Annotated in this window: 17 protein-coding genes; 9 read left to right on the top strand and 8 right to left on the bottom strand. The window is 63.2% G+C overall.

The genetic code is table 11. The annotated features are described in order from the left end of the window. Positions 1-69: 69 nt before the first annotated feature. Entirely contained in the window at positions 70-2,406 is a 2,337-nt protein-coding gene (locus RIA72_RS10960; protein ID WP_215353399.1) for a TonB-dependent receptor, read from the top strand. A 53-nt stretch (positions 2,407-2,459) separates the two neighbouring features. Continuing rightward, positions 2,460-2,837 carry a PaaI family thioesterase gene (locus RIA72_RS10965; RefSeq protein ID WP_215353400.1) on the top strand — a complete coding sequence of 126 codons (378 nt, stop codon included), beginning with the start codon at positions 2,460-2,462 and terminating at the stop codon, positions 2,835-2,837. An 83-nt stretch (positions 2,838-2,920) separates the two neighbouring features. On the opposite strand, the gene RIA72_RS10970 is transcribed toward RIA72_RS10965, so the two are convergent. The 5 genes from RIA72_RS10970 to RIA72_RS10990 form a co-directional block, all read right to left on the bottom strand. Then, on the bottom strand, positions 2,921-5,302 hold the full coding sequence (locus RIA72_RS10970) for a TonB-dependent receptor (protein ID WP_215353401.1): 2,382 nt from the start codon (positions 5,300-5,302) through the stop codon (positions 2,921-2,923). 25 nt (positions 5,303-5,327) lie between these two features. Then, positions 5,328-6,398 (bottom strand): DUF2855 family protein, encoded by a 1,071-nt coding sequence (locus RIA72_RS10975; RefSeq protein WP_215353402.1) that lies wholly within the window; start codon positions 6,396-6,398, stop codon positions 5,328-5,330. 143 nt (positions 6,399-6,541) lie between these two features. Continuing rightward, positions 6,542-8,050: an alkaline phosphatase D family protein gene (locus RIA72_RS10980; RefSeq protein WP_215353403.1), complete on the bottom strand. Its 1,509-nt coding sequence runs from the start codon at positions 8,048-8,050 to the stop codon at positions 6,542-6,544. Then, positions 8,050-10,344, bottom strand: coding sequence for a TonB-dependent receptor plug domain-containing protein (locus RIA72_RS10985; RefSeq protein ID WP_294027776.1), 2,295 nt, complete (start codon positions 10,342-10,344; stop codon positions 8,050-8,052). The genes RIA72_RS10980 and RIA72_RS10985 overlap by 1 nt, the downstream gene beginning before the upstream one ends. 55 nt (positions 10,345-10,399) lie before the next feature. Then, positions 10,400-10,696, bottom strand: a complete 297-nt coding sequence (locus tag RIA72_RS10990; RefSeq protein WP_215353405.1) for a hypothetical protein — start codon at positions 10,694-10,696, stop codon at positions 10,400-10,402. Between RIA72_RS10990 and RIA72_RS10995 the strand changes: the two genes are divergently transcribed. The 5 genes from RIA72_RS10995 (at position 10,696) to RIA72_RS11015 (ending at position 16,498) form a co-directional block, all read left to right on the top strand. Beyond that, on the top strand, positions 10,696-12,390 hold the full coding sequence (locus RIA72_RS10995) for a hypothetical protein (protein WP_215353406.1): 1,695 nt from the start codon (positions 10,696-10,698) through the stop codon (positions 12,388-12,390). The two genes, RIA72_RS10990 and RIA72_RS10995, sit on opposite strands and share 1 nt — an antisense overlap. Before the next feature lie 111 nt (positions 12,391-12,501). Continuing rightward, on the top strand, positions 12,502-14,010 hold the full coding sequence (locus RIA72_RS11000) for a hypothetical protein (RefSeq protein ID WP_215353407.1): 1,509 nt from the start codon (positions 12,502-12,504) through the stop codon (positions 14,008-14,010). A gap of 47 nt (positions 14,011-14,057) precedes the next feature. Next, positions 14,058-14,414 carry a HigA family addiction module antitoxin gene (locus tag RIA72_RS11005; protein WP_215353408.1) on the top strand — a complete coding sequence of 119 codons (357 nt, stop codon included), beginning with the start codon at positions 14,058-14,060 and terminating at the stop codon, positions 14,412-14,414. Between the two features lie 620 nt (positions 14,415-15,034). After that, positions 15,035-15,991: a toll/interleukin-1 receptor domain-containing protein gene (locus tag RIA72_RS11010; RefSeq protein ID WP_215353409.1), complete on the top strand. Its 957-nt coding sequence runs from the start codon at positions 15,035-15,037 to the stop codon at positions 15,989-15,991. A 12-nt stretch (positions 15,992-16,003) separates the two neighbouring features. Further along, positions 16,004-16,498, top strand: coding sequence for a hypothetical protein (locus RIA72_RS11015; RefSeq protein WP_215353410.1), 495 nt, complete (start codon positions 16,004-16,006; stop codon positions 16,496-16,498). A 45-nt stretch (positions 16,499-16,543) separates the two neighbouring features. Here RIA72_RS11015 and thcA read toward each other — a convergent pair whose 3' ends face one another. Genes thcA through RIA72_RS11030 form a run of 3 tightly spaced genes read right to left on the bottom strand, consistent with a single transcriptional unit; the run spans position 16,544 to position 19,495 of the window. Then, a complete protein-coding gene (gene thcA / locus RIA72_RS11020) occupies positions 16,544-17,191 on the bottom strand; it encodes a Thoeris type III anti-phage system protein ThcA (protein WP_215353411.1) in 648 nt (215 codons plus the stop codon). Positions 17,192-17,193: 2 nt separating this feature from the next. Further along, on the bottom strand, positions 17,194-18,354 hold the full coding sequence (gene thcB4, locus RIA72_RS11025; protein ID WP_215353412.1) for a Thoeris type III anti-phage system protein ThcB4: 1,161 nt from the start codon (positions 18,352-18,354) through the stop codon (positions 17,194-17,196). 43 nt (positions 18,355-18,397) lie between these two features. After that, positions 18,398-19,495 (bottom strand): T6SS phospholipase effector Tle1-like catalytic domain-containing protein, encoded by a 1,098-nt coding sequence (locus RIA72_RS11030; RefSeq protein WP_215353413.1) that lies wholly within the window; start codon positions 19,493-19,495, stop codon positions 18,398-18,400. 233 nt (positions 19,496-19,728) lie between these two features. Here RIA72_RS11030 and RIA72_RS11035 point away from each other — a divergent pair, with 233 nt between their 5' ends. Continuing rightward, on the top strand, positions 19,729-21,612 hold the full coding sequence (locus RIA72_RS11035) for a S8 family serine peptidase (protein ID WP_294027781.1): 1,884 nt from the start codon (positions 19,729-19,731) through the stop codon (positions 21,610-21,612). 41 nt (positions 21,613-21,653) lie between these two features. Further along, on the top strand, positions 21,654-22,841 hold the full coding sequence (locus RIA72_RS11040; RefSeq protein WP_215353415.1) for a ComEC/Rec2 family competence protein: 1,188 nt from the start codon (positions 21,654-21,656) through the stop codon (positions 22,839-22,841). The last annotated feature ends 19 nt before the right edge of the window (positions 22,842-22,860 follow it).

Consider the following 22,860-nt stretch of genomic DNA (forward strand, 5'->3'; position numbering starts at 1 on the left):
CGCCTGCCATTCTCCCCCATCCTTGCGACAGGGCGGATCTCGACGAATCCGCCGCCAAGGGAGACGGATATGAAAAACAGGCTTCTCGCCGGCGCCAGCCTGCTTTTGATGGCCGCACCGGTGCCGGTGCTGGCCCAGAACCCGACCGCGACAACCGAACCCGCAACGCAGGCCGACGATCAACTGAGCGAGATCGTCGTTACGGCGCAAAAGCGTGACCAGAATCTTCAGGATGTCGGCGTCTCGATCGCTGCCTTTACGGGCGATCAGCTAAAGGATCTGGGCGTGACGTCCGCCCAGCAGATTTCGGAATCGGTCTCGGGCGTCCAAGTCTACAGCTATCTCGGCCGCCAGCCGACCTTCGTCATCCGCGGTGTCGGGGTTCAGGATTTTGCGCCGAATGTCGCACCCGCCGCCGCCGTCTATCTCGACGAAGTCTATCTCGGCTCCAACATCCTCACCGGCTTTCAGATTTTCGACACCGACCGCGTCGAGATTTTAAAGGGGCCGCAAGGCACCTTGTTCGGCCGGAATACCACCGGCGGCGCGGTAAGCTATTCTACCCGGCGGCCGACCGATGCCGCGGAGGGCTATGCGGAACTCTCCTATGGGAACTACCGGACGATCACGCTCGACGCGGCGGTCGGCGGCCCCCTGTCGTCCACGCTCAAGGCCCGGATCGCCGGCCGCTACGCCAATCAGGCGAGCGGCTATTATATCAACGACTGGACACCCGCCGACACGGCGTTGCCGCTCAGCCCGCTGTTCTTCAACCCGAAACGCAGGCCGGGCGAGCAGGAAAGCTGGGCGCTCCGCGGGCTGCTCGAATTTGACGACGGCGACGGCGTCGACCTGCTGCTCAATGTCCATGGCGGCGAAACAACCGGCGACGTTCTGCCGCTGACCTCGATTGGCTTCTCTTCGATCCCGGGGGCTGCCCAGCCTTGCGCGGCGACGCCGCTCACCGGCATCCGCGATCCGCGATTCTGCGGCGATGCCTTCGGCTATACCGATCTCGACGGCGATCCCTATCGTGTCCGGGTCGATTTTGTTGGGCGCAACCGCGAGCATAATTACGGCGGTTCGCTGCGCGGCGAGTTCGACCTGGGTGGCGCGATGCTGACCTCGATCACCTCCTATGACGAGGCAGGCAAGCGGGCATTCACCGATACCGACGGCGCGCCGCATCACGAGCTCAACCAGCTCCGCGACACGCAGCTCGAGCAATATTCTCAGGAGTTACGACTGGCTTCCGATGATAGCGGACGAGTCTATTGGATCGCTGGCCTTTATGGCGCGCGCGAAAAGATCGACCTGCGCTTCTTCGGCACGCTGTCGCCGCTGCTCGGCCTCACCAATTTCACCGACCCGGCGCTTGCCAGGCGCGTCGCCGACCAGCTCGAACTCAACTTCGCGCAGGACACATGGAGCGCAGCTGCTTACGCTCACGCCGAATGGAAGGCGACCGACCAGCTCACCCTGATCAGCGGCGTGCGCTACTCCTATGAAAGCAAGGATTTCCGGAGCCGGTCGGAGTGGATTTACAATGACGGGCTGACGCCGGTGCGCGCGCGGGTCAATTTCGGCTCAACCTCCGCCGATGCCGCGGTGGTCGATGACGAAGCTGTCTACAAGAGTTTTTCGGGCAAGATCGGAGTCAATTACAAGCCCTCGGACGCGGTGCTGATCTATGGCAGCGTCAGCCGCGGCTTCAAGAGCGGCGGCTTCGACGGCGACTTCGCCTTCACGCGCCAGCAGCTTCAGCCTTTCGAGGAGGAGACGCTGACGGCTTACGAGGCTGGGATCAAGTCGACCTTGCTCGACCGCCGCCTGTTCCTGAACGGGTCCTTCTATCACTATGATTTCCGCAAACCGCAGGTCCGCGTCGCGCAGGTCGACACCGTTACCGGACTGCCGTTTAACCAGCTACGAAATCTCGCAAAGGCCCGCGTCAACGGACTGGAAATCGACGCCACATTCCGTCCCGTCCGCGGTTTTGACCTGCGCGGAGGCCTCGCATGGATCGACACGCGGATCGACGATCCGGCGCAGCCGGTCTTCGACGGCAACGACCTGCCGCTGGCGTCCAAATTTTCGGCGAACCTCCTTGCCCGCTATCAGTTCGGCGTCGGCGACGGGTGGGATATGGCGATCCAGGTCGACGGCAAATATAATGGCGCCTTCTTCCTCAATGCCGAGAATACGCCCTATCTGAAGGAGCGGTCCTACACGCTGGTCAATGCGCGCATCAGCCTGACGAGCGAACGCGGGTGGGACATCGCGCTCTGGGCACGCAACATCACGAAGGAGAGCTTCGCCGTGCAGAGTTTCGCCCTCTTTGGCGCCTACTCCGTCGCCTATAACGCGCCGCGTACCTATGGCGCGACGCTTCGGCTCGACTGGTGAGCGCCCCCACCGACCCGCCTGCGGGGTTCGCGCGGCACTTTCGCCGCAGCCCCGTGACCGACGCGTGGGAGCCGCTATATTCAAAACGCGACGCCCGTCGCTTTGTAATCGGCTTGCGTGTCGCTGAGGCACATTGCAATGCGCGCGCTATGCTGCACGGCGGTGTGCTGTCGACGCTTTGCGACAATGCCATGGGCATCGCCTGCGCACTCGCGGTCGGCGAAGGGACCAGTCTGGTCACCATCCATCTGTCGGTCGATTTCCTCGGCGCGGCGCGTGCGGGGCAATGGGTCGAGATTGCGGCCGAGTCGACGCAACCGGGCCGGACCATCGCCTTCGCATCGGCCGAAGTAACCGCGGACGGGGCGCTTGCGGGCCGCGCCACCGCCCTGTTCAGGGTGATCACCCGGGACGCGGCATCATCCAGCTAAGAAAAAAGGGAGCCGCCGTTGTGGCGCTCCCCCATTTTCAAACCGGCTTCCCGACTGGGCGAGCCGGCCCCTTCCCTTTGCGGCTATCGTATCTTCGTCCGCAATGTCAGGCCATAGGTGCGCGGTTCGCCCTGCGCTCCAACCAGCGTTGCGCCCTGGAAGGTCGCGGGAATCATCGATCCGATGTAGCGCTGGTCGGCAAGGTTGCGCGCCCATAGCTCGAACGTCCAGCGCTCGTCCGCCGCCCCCAAACCCAAACGGGCGTTGAACAAGGCATAGCCCTTCTGCCCCGACGTCGGCCGGAGCAGGCGTTCGGTCAGCACATCGGACTGATAACGTCCGTCGACCTGCGCGAACGCCCGCAGTTTGCCCGCCGCAACCAGATCATCCCACCCGATCGAGCCGGTGACGACCCATTTCGGCGCGTTGGCGAGTTGCTGCCCGGCGATCGCGACGACATTGGCGGGAGGGCCCGGCGGGATCGCGCCATAGCGTGAGCTCGCATAGGTCACACCCGCCGCCAGTTGCCAGGCCGGCGCCGGCCGCACGCTGGCTTCGAGTTCGAAACCCTTGGCGGTAACGCGCGGGATGTTGGTCGTGATCAGCGCGGCCCCCGTATTGTAGCTGAGCTGATAGTCGGTGAAGCGGGTGTAGAAGAGCGCGCCGTTGACCGTGACCGCGCCGCCCGGCGAGCGGAGTTTCAACCCGGCTTCGTAGTTCGTGGCAAGTTCCGGATCGAAGGCGAGGTCGTCGGCGTCCGGCGCCTTGACCGTGATCGGACGAAAGCCGGCGCGGTCGAGCACGAAGCCGCCCGCCTTGTAGCCGCGGCTGTACGTCGCATAGCCATGGAGCGCGTCGCTGAAATCATAGCTGATCGTCGCGATCCCGGACCATTCCTTCTCGACCTTTCGCGCTGTGTATGATCCGTCGTAGCGCGCGTCGAACAGTTGCAGGCACTGGATGCCCGAGATCGGCGTTGCGCCGGGGGCCGACAGGCCCGCGGCGATCAGCGCCTGGCAGCCGGGATTCAGCGTGTCGACGATATCGACGTCGACGCGTTTGGTCTCGCGCGTGAAGCGAAGGCCGCCAATCAGATCGAGCCGGTCGGTGACGTGCCAGACATTGTGCGTGAATACCGAAATGCTGCGCGACGTCTGGCGGAAATCGTCACGCCCCACGCCCGATCCCTCGGGATAGCTCGCCCCGACCGGCAGACCGGTGTAGAAGGAAATCGGATTAGCCAGCCCTGTCGTCCGCCCGAAGAGCCGGTCGAGGAAGGGTTCGAGGTCGCGGCCGACACGATAGCCATAGCGGCCGAAAGCCTTTTCATGACTGTAGAAGCCGCCGACCATCCAGTCGACCGGCCCCGCTGTCCCGTCGAGGCGAAGTTCCTGCGTGAACGTGTCGAATGCCTGCGCCGCGGCCTTGAAAGGGATGTAGACGAGGTCGGCCTCGGCATAGTCGACCTCGCGCGCCTGATCGTTACGCCAGCGCCGATAGCCGGTGATCGCGGTCAGCTTCGCACCGCCGAGCTCCCAGTTGAGTTCGCCCGACAGGCCCCATTGATCGGTTTCTTCGAGCGAAGCGCGATCTTCTGTCGTCGTTATGGTCAGGTCCCTGCGGCCGATATGGCTGTCGAAACCCATCGCCGCGAAAATGCCGACATAGAGAGGGTCGTTAACGGTGGGCGAATAGGTATCGGGACCCGTCTCGCGCCGATGTCCATAGTCGGCGATGAGCCGGATATCGAGGTCGTCCGCGGGCGTGAGCAGAAGCTGGCCACGCAGCGTCACGCGATTGCGGTTGCGATAGCGCTGGCCGCTGTCGAAATCGCGCAGGAAGCCGTCACGGCGCTGCCAGGCGGCATCGATCCGGAAAGCCGCGGTGTCGGCGATCAGCGTCCCGCCCCCTCCGGCATTCAGCCGGACCATGTCGTAATTGCCATAGGATGCGGCCGCATCAAAGCTCGGCTCGAATTTCGGCGCGAAGGTGATGACGTTGATGAGGCCCGCCGACGTATTTTTTCCGAACAGCGTCCCCTGCGGACCGCGCAGCACCTCGATCCGCTCGATGCCCGGGATGTCGGTCAGGCTGAGATTGGAACGGCTGCGATAGACGCCGTCGACGAAGGTGGCGACCGAGGATTCGAGTCCGGGGTTGATCGCCTCGCTGCCGACGCCGCGAAGACGGATAACGACACCGGCAGAATCGGATGTGGTGCTGGTCAGGTTCAGGCTGGGGGCGAGCGTCATCAGTTCGCGCGTATCGTTGATTCCCGACTTCTGGAGCTGTTCGGACGAAAAGGCCGAAACCGCGATCGGTACGTCCTGCAGATTCTGCGACCTCTTGGTCGCGTTGACGACGATGTCGCCCGATCCGTCGACATTCCCCTCTCCCTGCGCCCATGCCGACGGAGCGAACGCAAGCGTGACGAGCGACAGCCCGCAGCGAAAATTCATTCTCATAAACCCTCCCGATTTTCTTTTGTGGTCAAAAGGATGCAACGACCGCCCTGGTGGGATCGCCATTGCCGAAGCGAATCCGCGCCCAGACGTCGCGAATGGCCTCCGCGCCGCGCACCGCGTCGATCGCGAGCCATTCGCGTGACGCGTCGATGAAATCGCGGGTCGCGCTGGCGAGCGCGGCATCGAAGCCGGCCGGCCCCAGTTCGGCCGCCACGGCGATGATCGCGTCGGGCGCGAAGAAAAAATGCTCGTCGGGGCGGGGCACGGCGGGTTCATCGCGCCCGTGCGTCAGGCCGACGCGGCAGAGATGGACCGGCGGCGACCGCTCGCGCAGGCTGGCGAGCACGGCATCATTCCCGGAAAAATCGATGATCGCGGCCCCCGTGATCGCGGGCAGCGCGCCGTAGGTCGCCACGTCGTCGAAGAAACCAAGATCCGCAACCGCCGCGCGATGGCGTTCGGACGTGAGGCCGATGACCCGCAACCCCGGTCTGTTTCGGCGCAACAGCCAGCCGAGCCCCAGCGCCGTCTTGCTCGACGCGCTGGTGACGATCACCGTGTCGCTCCCCCAAGCTCCGGTCCGCCCGATCAGCCGGTCGAGCAAGAAGGAGGTGATGAACAGCGGACGGATGACCGCCTGCCGTTCTTCGGTACCGGGCGCATGGATCGGGTCGGCATCAACCCGGAAATAGCTGTTATAGGCTGGCGGCAGCGGGCGCCGAGACGGCGCGTTCTCGACGATCAGCCGGGTGTTGACCCGCCCCGGCTCCAGTACCGCCGACGACGCCATCGGCCACAGGCCGTACAGGCGCTCGCCAACCTCGACCGCGGCATGGCGGCTCTCGACGACGGTCGAAAAGCCCCAGGCCGGCACCATGCCCCACGGGTCCGGCCTGGGGAAGAGCGACCAATAGCCCAATCGGTCGCCGAGGAGCGCATAGGTCAGATTATTGGCGCTGAGACTGAAACAATCGATCGCGAGCCGCACAGCCCTGTCTTGCAGCACCGCGGCAGGAGCATCGCGAACCATGACGAGGTCACCGGGAAGCGGCCCGCTGCGATCGACAACGAGGTTGACGGCTTCGGCACTGTGCAATGTCTTTCCCCTGCCCGTTGCCCGTCGTCGCACGACATGGCTTGGCGGGCAGGTTCGCCGCAGACGGGCTGGCAATCAAACGGCCAGAATCGAACGACAATTGCACCGGATGCAATGACCGGCCCGTCGTTCTCCGGCCGGTGTCAGGCGAAGCCGGGTCGACCCGCCTCGATCGATCGCCGCTCAAGCGAGACGCATTGCGCCGCCGGATCGGTGAGCGACGATACGGCGCGCAGATCGACATCGAGCCGCTGCGGAACAAGGTCGAGCAGCGCATATCCGGCATGCGCATTGTCATGGAAGCGGACGTGCGAATTCCTCGCCGCCGCACCATCGAACAGCGCGGCCGGACCACTTCGCGAGGCGAGACAACTTGTCACCACCTCGCTCGCCACGACCTTCGATTGTGGATCGTCGAAGTCGGCGAGGATATTGTTCAGCCAGAAGGAATGGACGTCGCCGCCCAGCACCACGGCGTTGCGAACCGCCGGACGCGACAGGCTCGCAAGCGCGCGCATCCGGGCCGCCTCGTAGCCGTCCCACATGTCGGACCAGCGGGCGTCGGGTCCCTGCGGCAGCGCAAGGCGCGCGAAAAGCGTCTGCTGAGCGATCAGACTCCACCCGGCCGTCTCGCGCATCAGTCCGGCGTCGAGCCAAGCCTCCTGCTGCGCGCCCAGCACCGTCGCAGCGGCGTCATCGACGGCGGCGCAATCCCGCACGACCTGTCCGCCGCGCTTTGTATCCGAACAGGGCTGGATACTGCGATGCTGCCGGGTATCGAGCATATGGACCGTCGCAAGCCGGCCCCAGCGGAACCGACGATAGAGCTGGAGTCCGCCGTTACTGAGCAGGGCCGACGGACGCAGCGGCATATGTTCGAAATAGGCCTGCCAAGCCGCAGCCCGGCGGCGCAGAAAGGCGGTGCGTTCGGCGGTCACACCGCCATGCTCGCCGACATAATCATTTTCGACCTCATGATCGTCGAAGGCGACGATGAAGGGCATCGCGGCGTGCGCTGCGGCGAGATCCGCATCGGTGCGATAGAGAGCGTGGCGAGCGCGATAATCGCCCAGCGTCTGCGGATCGGGCACACCGAACGAACGAACGTCGGGACCGCTTCCGAAGGATTTCTCATAGATATAATCGCCAACCTGCAGCACCGCTTCGACGCCTTGCTCGATCATGTCGCGATAGGCGCTGAACCAGCCATGTTCCCAATGCTGGCACGAAGTGAGCGCAAGGCGAAGCTGCTGCGGATCAGCCGCCATCGTCGCGGTCCGGCCGATGCGGCTGACAGCATCGCCGAGATGGAAGCGATAGAAGAAAGGTCGACCCGGCGGCAACCCCCGCACCTCCAGATGCGCCGCGCCGCCGCGCGCCGCCGGCGCATCGACCCGGCCCGAACGGACGATGCTACGAAAGCCCTCGTCGCTGGCGATTTCATAGCCGAGGCGGGTATCGCCGATTAGCCCCAACGCCCGCGTCCACAGAACGAAACCGTCGGTCGCCGGCTCGCCCGACGCGACGCCAAGGGCAAAGGGGTCGGCAGACAGGTGCGGAACATGATCCGCCGGCGCCGCGCGTGCTGCCGCGAGGAACCGGGTTGCGGCGAGCGATGCCGCCCCGGCGAGAAGCTGGCGCCGCCCGAACATCAGAAGCGCGCCGTCAGCCGGGCATACCAGGTGCGCCCGTTGAGTCCGATCGGCGTTTCCTCGCCGGTCGGAAAGCTCCCGCCGGTCGCGGCGATCGCCAGCACCTGATCGTCGATCGTGTCGGGCCGTGCGTCGAACAGATTCTGGACCCCCAGGCCCACGCGCACGCCATCGAATATCTTGTAGCCCATCGACACATCGACTGTCTCCTTGCCGCCGAAGGTCTGCACTGCGGTCAGCGGCTGCGAGGTGTAGGTACCAAAGGCGGCTACATTGACCCCGACGTCGAAAGCACCGTGCGTCAGACTGCCCTGAAAGGTGAATTTCGACTTCGGCTGCGCCTCGGTCACGAACAGGATCGACTTCATGTTGAGCAGCGGCAGCGCGGGCAGGACCGGGTTGGGCCGCAGCGTGTCGAGCCGGCTCTTGAACCAGCCATAGCCCGCGGTCAGCGACAGTTGCGTGTCGGGGGCCAAGTCCCCCTGCCACCGTGCTGTCAGCTCGACGCCGCGCGTCGTGGTGTCGATCGCGTTGGTGAAGAAGCGGACCTGCTGGAAATTGGTGATACCCGCCGCGGTCAGAATATTCACAACCGCCGCGCCGCCGAGCTGTTCACTGAGCGCGATACGGTCCTTGATCCGGATCCGGAAATAATCAGCGGTAAAGGAAAAACCGTCGATCGGACCGACGACAAGGCCTGCAGTGAAATTGCGCGACCGTTCGGGCTTCAGGTCGCTCGCGCCAAGCGCGCGCGCGACGGGGTCCCCGACCGGCAGCGTCCCGACGGTGACGAGCCGCCCGGCACTGAGCGCGCCCTGCACCGCGCTGAAATACTGCTGCTGCAGCGATGGCGCCTTGAAACCCGTTCCATAAGTCGCGCGGATCGCCGCGCCTTCCATCAGTTCGAGGCGGGAGGTTGCGCGCCAGGTCGTCTTGCCGCCGAAATCGCCATAATCATCGTAGCGGATCGCGCCGCCGAGCAGCAACTGTTCCACCGGCCGCAGTTCGAGATCGAGGAAAGCGGCCCAGGCGTTGCGGCTCTCGTTCGTCGGGTTACGGGGGTTGAACCCCGCAAAACCATCGGCGCCGGTACCGAAATAGGCATTGGGATCGCCGCTTCTGATCTTGTATGATTCATGCCGATACTGTCCCCCTGCCGCGATATTCCCGCCTGCGAGCACGCCGTCGAGCGGCAGCGAGAGCGTGAAGTCGGTGACATATTGGCGATAGGTCACCCCGCCCGAATTAAAGCGGGTCGGGCTGGCGAGGCCCAGCGAGACGTTGGCAGTATCGAAGACGCTGAAATCGGCCTCGTTCGAACCGAAGCTCTGACTGAGATCGGCCTTCAGAGCGCCGATGTCGCCGCGAACACCGACGGTGCCCCCGACGTCCCATATCCGCGGTTCGATGATGGGGAGGAAGCCGTCCGGATAGATCGGTGAAAAGCCCGGGACCCGGAAGCCCGCGCCATTGTTCGAAATCTTGCGCGTCAATGTCCCGAAACCATAGATTTCGGCCGCGTTGCCAAGGGGCAGCGCGGTATCCAATGCGAGGCTCGCAACCGACGCCTTGGGGTCGCCGATGCGATAGGTGACACGGTTGAACCGCTGATCGACGAAGGCACGATTGGTGGGACGTTGCGCACGCGCCGATACGCTGACAGTGAGATGCCCGCCGTCGCCGAGCGCGAGGCCGGCGCTCGCGCTCGCAAGGCCCGTTTCGCCATCTCCTTCCTCGGTGACGCTGCCGAACAACTCGGCGCTCGCGCCGCTGGCGTTGGACTTGAGGATGATATTGACGACCCCGGCGATCGCATCGGACCCATATTGCGCAGCAGCGCCATCGCGCAGGATCTCGATCCGCTCAATCGCGCTTTCGGGGATGGTGTCGAGGTCAACTGCCGCCGACCCGCGTCCGATGCTGTTATTGACGTTCAGAACCGCGTTGGCATGGCGCCGCTTGCCGTTGACGAGCACCAGCGTCTGGTCGGGCGACAGGCCGCGCAACGTGACCGGCTTCGTATTGGCCGCGGTAGCGGTCGTTGCCGCGCGCGCAAAATTGACCGATGGCTGCAGAAAGTTCAACGCACGGCCCAGATCGGGGAAGCCCGTGTCGGCGATCGTGTCACCGCTGACAACATCGACCGGCGCCGACGATTCGAGCGCCGCACGGCCCGACGCGCGCGTTCCGGTAACGATGATCTCGTTGTCGGGGTCCGGACGCGTTTCGGTCTGCGCCTGCGCCGTGCCGCTCGCCAGAATCGCCACCCCCACCGCTGACATCGCATATCTCATCAAAGCTGCCCTCCTGAATTTCGGGCCCAATCTATGAGCGCAGCGGAGCGCAGCGTTATTGCTCAAGCGGAGAGCGGCGTTGCGAGATGCGCAACGCGGCGGCACTTAAACTGTCACGGTGGACGAGTAGCGTTGAGAGTTTCCAGCGCCAGTTTTGAGCCGTTTGGAACAGTGTTTGACGGGCTGTGGTCCTGCTGCCCTCAGGGTAGTAGGGCAAGAAGCCAACGTTCGTGTCGACAAATAATAATGAGGTGATGGCCGATTTCGGACTGACAAGTTTTAGTTCGAAATCGGCGAAAGCTGACGTCGCGATTGCAGCGGCGGTGCGGATCGTGTGAATAAACAGGAACAATGTCTGCTACGCTCGTCATCAAGGAGATTCGGCGCTTTCTCGAGAGCGAGAAGGCCGAGGTGCTCTGCATCAAAGGCCGCTGGGGCGTCGGGAAGACCTATGCCTGGCTTCAGATTCTCGGCGAGACGCAAACCGGCGGCAAACTCCACGCCAAGAAATATTCCTATGTCTCACTCTTCGGACTGAACTCGCTCGACGAGGTCCGGCACGCGATTTTCGAAGGCCGGGTTTCACCGGATAAGGCGATAAGCGGTCCGGATAGCGAAAGCCTCGCCGACCTGTTCGAAGCGGGGAAATCCCTTGTCCGCAAATCGCGAGGCTGGCTCGGCGCCGCGCTCGGCCCCGTCGGTTTTGGCGAGATCGGCAACATGCTCGCGCGTTCGGCCTTTTTTCTCGTGCGCGATCAACTCATCTGCATTGACGATCTCGAACGTGCCGGCGCCGGATTGTCTCCGCGCGACCTGCTGGGACTGATCTCCTTCCTAAAGGAACAGCGCAATTGCCAGATCGTGCTGCTCCTCAACGATGGGGCAATGGGAGATTTGGATCTCGATCAGTTCCAGCGCCTGCTCGAAAAGGTGGTCGACACCGCCGTCATATTCGCGCCCTCGCCGGCCGAGGCCGCGGCAATTGCGATCCCGGGCGATGGCGCGATCAGCGACGAACTCCGCCGGGGCGTGATTACGCTCGGAATCACCAATATCCGGGTGATCAAGAAGATCGAGCGGATCGCGTTGCAACTCGTCGACCTGCTTCCCGGCGCGCCCGAGCGCATAATCTCGCAGGGCATCGTCGCCTGTCTCCTCGGCGGCTGGTCCGTCTATGAGCCGGGCCAGGCACCATCGCTGGAGTTTCTGCTGGGTTATAATTCGCTCCATGCTGCCATGATGGAGCGCGAGAACGGCCCCGACGAGGCGTTCATACGCTGGCGCGACCAACTCTCGAACCTGCCCTACAATGCGAGCGACGATTTCGATGTGGCCATCTTCGATGCCGCCGCGGCGGGCTATTTCGATGCCGAGCGGCTGCGGACGGAAGCGGCGAAGCTACACGAGGAGTTGCAGCGCAACAGCCGCATCAACCCTCTGTCGAAGGCATGGGAACGCTATAGGGAGTCGCTCGTCGAGGATGACGCTTTCGTTATCGACGCCATCGAAAAGGCGGCGCACGAAAGTCTCGCGATTACAGACTCGATCAACATCAATGGCACGATCGCCTTCCTCCGCGAGCAGGGACGCGGACAGCAGGCCGACGCGATTGCCAAGGCCTATGTCGATGCGCAGCCCGAGAATCCCGATTTCTTCAACATTCTCAATCATCATTTCCCGGCCGACCAACCCGCCGATCCGGCGCTCGCCGCGGCGCTCGCGCAGCGGCTCGCGACGTTCCGGGACGAACGCGATCCGAAGGCCGTCATTCTTGACATCGCGCACGGCCGCGCCTGGCAGGATGATGATCTCGCCCTGCTCGCCGGCATTGACGTGGATGCCTATCAGGCGATGTTCGAGGGAACCGAAGGATCCGACCTCTCTCTCCTTGTCCGAACGGCGCTTCAGATGGCGCGTGGCCACGAACATGACCGTCCTGAGATCCGGGCCACGGTAGAACAGGCGCTCGGCCGTATCGCCGCCAAGTCTCCGCTCCGGGCGAGGCGGCTGCGCCAATGGGGGTTCGCGCCGCCAGCGGAAAATTGAGGCAATCCCGACCTTCGTTCAGGCCTGGTTCCATTTGAGCATGGTAAGCCATGACTGGCAGCGAAGCGATTCCGCTTGACAAACGTAATCCTATACATTACAAGCATACAAATGACGTCACCCACCGCCTTTCCCGACTCTGCAACAGAGGACGCCGCCTTGGCGAAGGCGAAGGAAATCGCGGCGTCGCGGCCCAGAGGCGATTCCTCTCGCGAGCCGGTGGCGCACGACCCATCGCATACGGCGGGGTTCGCCAAAGACGTCGCGCGACAATCCGAACCGGCGGAAAGCGCCAAGACAGCGCGCAGCATTCTTCGCGAGATGCTGGGACGGCGCGAGCCGTTGACAGAATCGCAGATGGCGGCGGCGGAAGCTGCCAACTTCGGGTCGCGTCTCCTCATGCCGATGTTCAAGGACCCGCTGGAACGGGCGCGCTCCAGCGCATTCGCCTATACCAAAGCGACCGAACGGATTCACCATATCTGCGATGGTCATAACAGGATGCTGGGGACGTCCGAGGCGCTTCGCCATGTTTGCGACGGACAGCACTCGGCATCGTCGGCGCTGCTTGAGAGGGCGCGCGAGGTTGCCGAAGCCTGCTCGGCTGCAACAAGCATCAAGGGAATGACCCTTTGGTCGACGTCGCTGCAAGCGCCGCCAGAAATGGTCTCATTGTTGGCGCGGTGCAATGCGTCGAACCCGCGTTTACCACTACTGCGTCAAGCCGAGACCCACGGTGTCAGCGGATATCGCTACCTTTGCAAACCGCCGCTTCCAAGCGACGAGACCGCCGCACCGGTCGGTTCGGATGTAGACAATTCCTCCCCCGCAAGTGACGGCAGCAAACCGGCGGAGCTACGCAAGTCGGTTTTTGCCGAACGCGAACAATCCTGGAATGACTTTCGCGAGACCGCGCTGAACGCGGTCGATCCGGCGGCGATCGGCGTGCAGGCGAGGATGGGCGCCCCGCGGGTTTGGTCCATCTATTATCTGAGCAACTTCCTCAATCGCCAGGTCGCCGTCAATCAGACGACCCGCTCGGCGCTGCGCAAGCCGGCGCCGCCGCTTAAGTCGTTCGGCATGATCCAGCGGATGGGTCTAGATCTCCGCCTGACCGAGCGGCTGTTTGACAATGTCCTCGCGCGCATCAGCAAGATGGGCGATCGCTCGGCCGAAACGATCGAAGCATTCGTTCGCGACATTTTCGAACAGGTCGCGCTCGTCATTGGACAGCATCGTCTTGTACGCGCCGTTGCCCGACCGGACGGGCGAAACACATTCGAACGTATCCGAATCTTCGACATCCATACCGGCGTCTCGCCACCTCTAGCCCTGGATCGCCAAGCGCTTTGCCGCGCATCGATCAATCAGGTCCCTGGAGTGAATGAATATGGATATCCCCGACCCGCGCCTTGCGCGCATCTTTACCACCGCCGCGTGTCCCGAACTGCCTTTGCCGGTCGTCCGGAACGCGCACCGCCTTATGCGCCTGCTGACGGCCGCCGCCAGTTGGTCCGACATCGGCGTCTTCACCAAGGTCGCCCTTTTGAAGGACGGCCGGTTCGCCGCGCCGGTTCATGGCCGGTGGGCGATCAGTTTCGAATGGGACGACGAGCTTGACCGCATCGTCAACCCCAGCCTCGAGCGTTTCTAGACCAGGAGTTTTCATGTCGAGCGAAGCCGAAGTTGAGTCCGTCGGCACTGTCTTGCGCAAGCACATTCTCGAAATGGGCGGCGTCAAGCAGGATGAACTCGCTTCGGCGCTCGGCGTTTCGCGCCTGAGCGTCAATGAACTCCTCAATGACAAGCGCGCCGTCACCGCGCCGATGGCGCTCCGCTTGGGTCATGTACTTGGGACGACGCCCGACCTCTGGCTGAACCTGCAGCGCGACGTCGATCTTGCTGCGGCGCGCAAGCGCTTCGGTGCTGAGATCGCAGCACTTGCCATTCTCCGGCAGCCACAAACACAAGAGCAAGTCATCGCGCCCTTCGAGGAGTTGTTTGCGGAAGCCGACGAAACGTAGGCCAAGCGACTCCTCTCGATCAGCATTCCAATTTGGTGCTCAAACAAAACGCTGCACTCTTCACTCTGCAGCCTGCCGCCCTAAGGTACGCCCATGGCCGATTTTGGACTGGCGGGTGGCAGCGGTCGCGTAAAGCGGACGGCTGCGCTCGTAGACGCTTGGCCAGCGACAGGTGACAACGATCCGCCCGGAGCCACATCAACATCGACGCTCTGACTATTCACTATAGCGAGTAAACACCCAGTCCCGGTCGGACACCTTAACTTCGTGATAGGCGGAGCAGGCTTGGTACTGGGCCTCATCGGTAGGCTAGCAGCTGAGAAATCGTCCGAACCCCCAGCCTCAGGATTTGGTAAAGCGTTTGCTGTCCCTGACCATGATTAGCACCGTCGTCGCGGGGCCGGCCACTGTGGCGGACGCTAATTCGGCCGAGGGCGTGCGATTCCACCCCAGCTTCACAAGCGTCGATCCGTCGACGATAATTCCGAACGCGGTTTTGTCGTGTCCCTGACTGCCAGTTTCCAGCGCAGGCACTTCTCGTGAACTGGAATGGGGGTTTTTATATCCTGCTTGTTGGAACAGATACGGAACGCTAAAGGCCGGGGAAAGGAGTTTTGCACGTGGCGACGCTGTTCTTTTCCTATTCCCATCGCGACGAGGCGTTGCGCGACGAGTTGCAGACGCAACTGGCGATGCTCCAACGTCAGGGCATCATCGAGACATGGCATGATCGGAAGATCGAGCCGGGAACCGCGTTCGACAAGGTCATCGGCGCGCATGTCGAAGAGGATGATATCCTTCTCCTTCTCGTGAGCCCTGATTTTCTCGCCTCGGATTATTGCTACGAAGTCGAGATGATGCGCGCCATGGAGCGCCACGAAGCAGGCGAAGCCGTGGTGCTTCCCGTCATTCTACGGGCCTGCGATTGGAAACATGCGCCGTTCGGCAAGCTCCTTGCCGTTCCCACCGATGGCAAGCCGGTGACGCTCTGGCCTGACCGTGACCAGGCATTTCTCGAGGTTGCCAACGCCATTCGCACCGCGGCGGCGTCGCTTGCGCCGCAAATGGCTACACGTGAAAGCCCGGCGATGCGGTCGGTTTTGCCGTCGGGGAGAAGCGCCGTCGTGCCCGAGGCGCCGCGGTCGAGTAATCTGGCACTCGCCAAGACATTTTCCGACCGCGACAAGGATGAGTTCCTGCACCGTGCCTTCGATTATATGGTGCGGTTTTTCGAAACATCGCTCGACGAACTAGGACGGCGCAATCAGGGAATCGAGGGAAGTGTCCGCCGTATCGATGCCGATCGGTTTTTTGCGACGATTTATCGCGATGGCGCGGCGGCGGCGCGCTGCACGATTTTCATGGGCGGCATGCTGGGCCGGGCAATTCATTTCCTCGAAGGCCAGACGAGCGATACCAACAGCTTTAGCGAATGCCTCCATGTCGAGGCCGACGATCAAAGCTGCTTTCTTCGCGCGATGAGTATGAACGTCGGCCGTGACCCCGCCGCGAAGCTCACTTTCGAGGGGGCGTCGGAGATGTTTTGGGCGGCCTTCATCCGGCCGCTGCAGCGCTAGGGAGATCGAGCGATGCTGCGAGGAATTGTCGGCGTCGTTTATCCCGCCGCGCTAAAACCGGGACAATTTTATGTTCGGTCCGATTATGCTGGCGGGCGCTGGCTCGCGCTCTGCGTCGGAGCGGCGGCAGGCGATGGCCGGGCGCCGGATCGCTGGGAACCCGTTTTCGACCGTCCCGATCAGAGCGGGCCGTTTCTTCAGCTTCCAAGTGACAGCGAACCCGTCGCATTGCTGCCCCCTGTGGCCGTGCGCGTGGATCCCGTCGCCGCAGCGGCCAGCCCCTATATCGGGCAGTCTTTCAAGGGGCAACTCCTCGTGGCGGGCCATTCTTGCTTCGTCATCGCTCCGTTCGAGCGCGGGATTGGCCGAGCCACGATCGACCTCGCCAGCGGCATGCAGGCCGCCACATCGCTGCCCGATGGATGGCTCGGCTTTTCGGACTGGTCGTTGGTGGTTGGCGACGGCGACGAGGAAAAAATCCTGATGCGATATGGCGGTTCGGACTGACCCGTGCCCGGTCGTCAGCCGTAGAAAGCGGGGACGGCTCGCGGTTCATTCCGGCGGCCGCCAATAGCGCGCTTCGATAGCGCGCGGTTGCGCATCCGGGGTGTCGAAACGCCGCTCCCTGGCCGAAATGCCCAGGTGGCGGTGAAAGAGCGCGACATAGTCGGGATCGTCGGCGAGATCGGGTGCGAACGCATCGAGCCGCTTGCCGACTTCGATCGTGGCGCCGCCGGTCGAGACCACCGGGATAATCGCGGCCTCTGGCTGAAGCTCCCGGAACAGGTCATATTCGTCGATGATCCCGCTCATGCCGCCGATGAAGACGGCGGCGGCGAAGCGATGCTCGCTGAACATCCGTCGACGCATATGCAGCAAGCTTTGCGCGCGATCGCCGGCGATATCGTCGGTGAGCGTGACATTGCCGAACCGTGCGTTGTCTTGCGGAAACTGGTCTTTGAAATGGCGTGACTGATAGAGCCCGACCCAACGTCCGTAATCGAGGTCCAAGTCTTCGGCGATGACCCAGATCATCGGCGTGATCGCAGGATGGCCGCCCCAGATCAGCGGACGGCGTCCGAGCGTGACATAGACTAGCGCCGAGACCGCGGCGGTAATCGCCACCGTGTCGGCGGTCGCGGCATATTCGGGACCGCGCCGCGGATCGGGGACGCCGGCGGACAGGAAAATTGCGTCCATTTTCAAGCCTCCCATCCTGCCAGTTCCCAACCGGCGTCGGACACCTTGATCGCGCGCACGGCCGCAATCTGTTCGTCGAGCCACTTCAGATGCGCCGTCCAGGCCTGCCGGATTCCAATATGGTCGTAAACGAGCACCGGTATGCCCTGCTGCTCGGCGCGCCGCGCCTTTTCTACCACATCGTTCAAAATTTCAGCGGTCGGGATTCCGACGATCGGATAGGCCCAGACCTTGCGTTGATCGAGCAGGCGCACCGCGATTGCCCGATGCGCGCCGATTCCCTCCACCTCGGCCCCAATCTTCACAATGTCGGCCCTGAGCTTGCCAGTGATCGACATGAAGCGCGCGGCAATGCTCCGGCTGCGCAAATCCTCGACCCGCAGCAAGATCGCATCGGCGGCGGTATCGACGATCGGACCGTCGGAACCCGTCAGTTCGTCAGCATCGAGGTAGACCGTCTCGGCAAGGTCCGTCATGCGGTTCGGCTCGAGCCCTGGCCATATGACACGGAGGACATGGATTTCCTTGGCACGGGCACGGCCAATTTCCTGCCGGGTCCAGCGGCTCTCGAAATAGGTCGGTGTGTCGAGCATGACCATGACATCCGAGTCGACAAGGCGGTGCCACAACACTTCCTGGAAGGGATCGCCGGGTCGAATGTCGTGCGTGTCGAGAAAGACGTCGAACCCGCGTGCCGACAACAGGTCATGGAGTTGCAGCGCTGCGGCGCGCGCCTCGGTACGGCGGTAGCTCACGAAGACACGCCGCTGCTGACGAAGCAGGCCGATGCATTCGAGGAGCGCTGCTGCGAGCTCGCGCATCGGTTCGTCGTCACCCCGCCGGCGAAGCCCGTTCGCCGACTGGAGGAAATCGGGAATGCAGGTGCCAAATTCCTGGGTTGGCCCCACGGTCGGGATCACGGGCGCGCTTTGCGCAACGAGCATCCGCGCCGCTTCGACATCGCTTGCGGGGACGCCCCCGAAATAGGCAGCAACGAAGGCGGCGCGGGGGTTGCGCCCGGCCACGCTAGCGCCGTCGTGAAGGATCAGCTCGCGACCGATTTCTATCCCGAAATCGCCGACGAGCGTGGCAATCGCGCGGACAAGCGCAGCTCGCTCGGCCTCGGTGGGCGAACCGAGAATGGCGAGTTCGTAATGGCTCATTGCGGTCTCTCCTCGCGTCAAAAGGGAACGCATGCCAACCGCATCATTGCGGCGCCTCTGGACGACGGAAGTCCTTTAGATGGCGTTCGGCATAGCCGTCGATATCCCACGCGACGGGATGGATCAGCGCGTTTTTCGGTGGGCGCCGGCGACGGAAAAGATTGAGGCGGCGTGTCGTTCGCTGGGTCTTGTTGTCCCAGCGCTTCTTGGGAAGAAATTCTGCCGGCCACCAATAGAAGGGCATGCGGTGAATTTCAGCCTTCGGCGAGGCGGGCGTGAAATGGCTCCCCTCGCTCTCGCCGAGTATGTCGGCAAGGCGGTCTTTATCGATGCCAAGCCCTTTCGCCGCGGCTTCGTCGGCCATCCAGCGGAGCGAATATTTGCTGAGGCCGGATGCCGATTCGGCATGACCCCCGCCGACGTCGCAATGATCGCCCGGAAACCACATTTCCGCACAATCCTGCCGGGCGTGCGGGCGGAAGCGGTTTGTCCTGAAAAAGGCCCGCTTCTCGTCGAGCGCAATCGCATGCCGGATATGCGCGATATCCGGATTGGCGCCCGTATAGGGTAGCGCCACGGGTGTTCCGATCCAGCCGACCGAACTCACCGTATCCCAAACGCCAACAAAATGGGGCTTGCATTCGGCCATCGAGAGATTGGCCTTGAAACGCCTAGCGAGCGTCATGACCGTGTCGAACGCTGCGCCTTCGGCCCCATTGGCGCGCCAGAACATCTTGATCGCATAGGGTAGAAGCGCCTCGTTGCCGGGCATCGGAACGCCGTAAGTGGAGAGCAGGGCAGCGAGGATACGGACGGTATAGGCGCCGCGGCTGAATCCGAACAGGAAGAGCTGGTCGCCTGGCCGCCAATGGTTCATGATGAACACATAGGCGTCGCGCAGGTCGTCTTTGATCCCATAGCCGAACGCCATGCCCCCAACCCGCGCCAGAAAATTGCCGACGGGAAGCGGGAAACCGGGCGACGCGCGCGTTCCAAGGCCCGGCTGATAATAGACATGCTGCGTCTCGAAGTCCTTTTCGAGTGCGTAGACCAGGCGTGCGACATTGGTTTGGTGTTTTGCCGGCTGGTTCGACGTGCCGTCGCAGCAGACAATGACGTTACGCGGCCGCTTGCCCTCCACAGGCCCTCTCCCTGATTTTCGAGACCGGCACGATAGCTCATGGCCGCGCGCTGCAAAGCGCAATCTTCCCCGATATGCTATTTATCGGTAGCGTGCGCCCGCCCCGGCAATCCTTACCAAAGCCGATGCGATAATGTTTGACAGCCGGGTACGGCCCTCGCACCTTCGAGCATGTTCGGCGTGTCGCGTGTTCGCGCCGCATCGATGCTCGCGCGGCCGTGACGGGAGGGGACATGATCATTCTGGGTCGCGAGGTGGTCAACAGCCTCGTTCTTGGTCCCGACGCTGATGGGCGTCTCGTGCAGGATTCGCCGGTCCGCAGCGACGTCTGGGCGGGCTATGCCGGGGCGCCAGGCGAAGCGCTCGATCTCCTGGTCGAGGCCTATCGCGACACGCCCACCGGGCTTGTCGCGGCGCGCATCGCCGCGCGACTTTACGATACGCCCGAGCGCCCCGGCTTCGGCGACGCCGGCCATCGGCTCGGCTACGGCCTGTCCTTCGTCGAAGGTCTTGTGGCGGCCCGCCTGCGCATCAAGGAACTTGCCTATTCGCTGCTGCCTTTCACCCGCTGGGCACGGTCGCTTGGTCTCGCTGCCGACGATGGTGTCGCAGCGCGCGTGGAGGAGCGCGTCGCGCGGCAACTGCACGAGCTGCGCCGCAGACGCGGTTGGGAAAGCGCGACCATCGAGACGCCTCCCGGGATCGAACGTCTCGCCGCGACGCTGCGCGTGCTGGCATCGCTGCTATGGGCCGAAGGCGCCGAGGCCGCCGACGCTGCCGAAATCGGGACGCCCGCCGACTTTTATCGCCGCGCCGACATTGAGGCGATCGCGGCGCTTGCCGGCGAGATTGGCGAGCATCTGGTGCGGCTGCGCCCCATCGGCCTAGGCAGCGATTATGATATATTCGCGGTATCGCTGAACCGCCCGGTCGAGCTCGCGATCGACCGCTCGGTGCCGGCGATCAAGGGCGACGCGGCCGCGACGCTTTTTTCTGTGAACTGCGAGCGGCTTGCCTGGGCGGTCCTCGACACGGGGATCGATGCGAGCCATCCCGCCTTCAAGGATTTGCGCGATCCGCCAAACAGCCGGGTCGTTGCCACCTATGATTTTACGCAGCTTCGCCGCGCCGTGCTCGTCGATCATCTTTATAATGGCGACATCCTCCGCGACAATGCGCAGTTCCTCGCCGAAAGCAGCGGCCTGCCGCTCGGCTTGGTCATAAAAGATCTGTTATCGCTCGCGCAGGACGCACGCGAGCGTAGGCCCATCGACTGGATGCGCGCCGAGAAATATGTTCTCGAGGCCTCGCCCGGCGTGCCGGCGCACCCGCACGGTACGCATGTCGCGGGGATCATCGGCGGCGGCTGGGATGCGGCCGACTTCGCAGGCGGGGCACCGACTGCGCAGCGCGGGGTGTGTCCCGATATCCGTCTCTATGATTTCCGTGTCGTGACCGGAGGCGGCGGCGATAGCGAATTTGCGCTCGTCGGCGCCTTGCAGTTCATCCGTTATCTCAACGCAAGATCCTATCACACCGAAATTCATGGCGCCAATATCAGCCTCTCGATTCGCCACGATGTGCGTAATTATGCATGCGGCCGAACCCCTGTTTGCGAAGAGGCGAGCAAGCTCGTTGCTTCGGGTGTGGTCGTCGTTGCGGCCGCCGGCAATCACGGCTTTCAAAGTTACCATCTTAGCGATGGCGGCGCGTTCGAATCCTACGCACCGTCGAGTATCACCGACCCGGGCAACGCCGAGGCGGTGATCACCGTCGGTGCAACGCATCGCACCTCGCCCCACAGCTATGGCGTCAGCTTCTTCTCGAGCCGCGGGCCCACGGGCGACGGTCGCCAGAAACCTGATCTGGTCGCGCCCGGGGAGAAAATATGGAGCATGATCCCCGGCCCGAGCGAGGACGCTCTCAGCGGCACGAGCATGGCCGCGCCGCACGTCAGCGGCGCGGCGGCGATGCTGATGGCGCGCAACCCCGAGTTCCTCGGCCGCGCCGCCGAGATCAAGGCGATCCTGTGCGAAAGCTGCACCGATCTCGGACGCGAGCGCAGTTTCCAGGGGGCGGGCATGCTCGATATCTTGCGCGCAATGCAGCGGGTCTAGGGTGGTGAGGTTGCGGTTGCGAAAAGGGAGAGGGGGAAAATATGGAACTCGAGGTCCTGCCTGCCGCCAAGGGCGATTGCCTGCTCCTCCACCATGAGGAGAATGGACATAAGCGCCTGATCCTGATCGACGGCGGTCCCGCTGGCGTTTACAAACAGTCGCTCAAGCCGCGCTTGCTCGAACTACGCAAGGAGCGGATCGCCGAAGGCGCGATCGGCAAGTCCGATCCGCTCGTCATCGACCTCATAATCGTTAGCCACATCGATGATGACCATATCAACGGCATCGAGGCGCTCTTCGACGATATCGCGGCGCAGGGGGGCACGCATAAGCCCGATTTTCGGGTCGATCGCCTGTGGCACAACAGCTTTCTGAGTCTCGTCGACACCAAAAGCGGTGACGTTGCCGCGCTCGCCGGGGCGGGCGATGCCATCATCGCCAGCCTCGGCGCCATAGCGCCCGAGGCCACGAAGGAGGGCGCCGAGGACCTCGGAATGGTGCTTGCGAGCATTGCCCAAGGCTATAATTTGCTTACCCAGGCCAAGGCGCTCGGCATCGCGATTAACCCCGAATTTAAGGGTAAAGCGATCGAGGCGCATAGCGCCGCGCCGCTCGACATCGACGGGCTGTCGATCCGGCTTCTCGGCCCGCGAAAGACCGAACTCGACGCTTTGCGAAAGGATTTCGCAGCCTGGCTCAAGGCGCGGAACAAGGGCCAAGCGACCCCTGCATCGCTGCTCGCGAGCTTCACCGACACGTCGGTCGCCAATTTGTCGAGCATTGTCCTCCTCGTCGAAAAGGAGAAAAAGCGATTCCTTCTCACCGGCGACGCACGCGGCGACAAGATGATGGAAGCGGCCGCAGCCTTCGGTCTCGCCAGCAAGTCGCAACCCTTGTCGGTCAACATTTTCAAGGTGCCGCATCACGGCAGCGACCGAAACAACAGCGCCGAATGCTTTGCGATGTTCCCGGCCGAGCACTACGTCTTTTCGGGCGACGGCAAGCATGAAAATCCCGACCGCGAAACATTCGAATATCTGGCGGTGGCGCGCGCCGGCGCAAAGACGATCGTCGAGCTGACATATCCGCCCGCCGACATCGACAAGGTGCGCGCGCAGGAATGGGAGAAGAAGCACAAGCCCCGCCTGTTCGATCCCGCGACGCAAGGCGTCGCGCCCTATTTGTCGAAACAGAAGAATTTCGTTGTTCGCCATCCGCCGCCCCGCTGATCCTAACATGGAGTCGTAG

The sequence above is a fragment of the Sphingopyxis sp. genome (assembly GCF_040216815.1).
Lineage (GTDB): Bacteria > Pseudomonadota > Alphaproteobacteria > Sphingomonadales > Sphingomonadaceae > Sphingopyxis.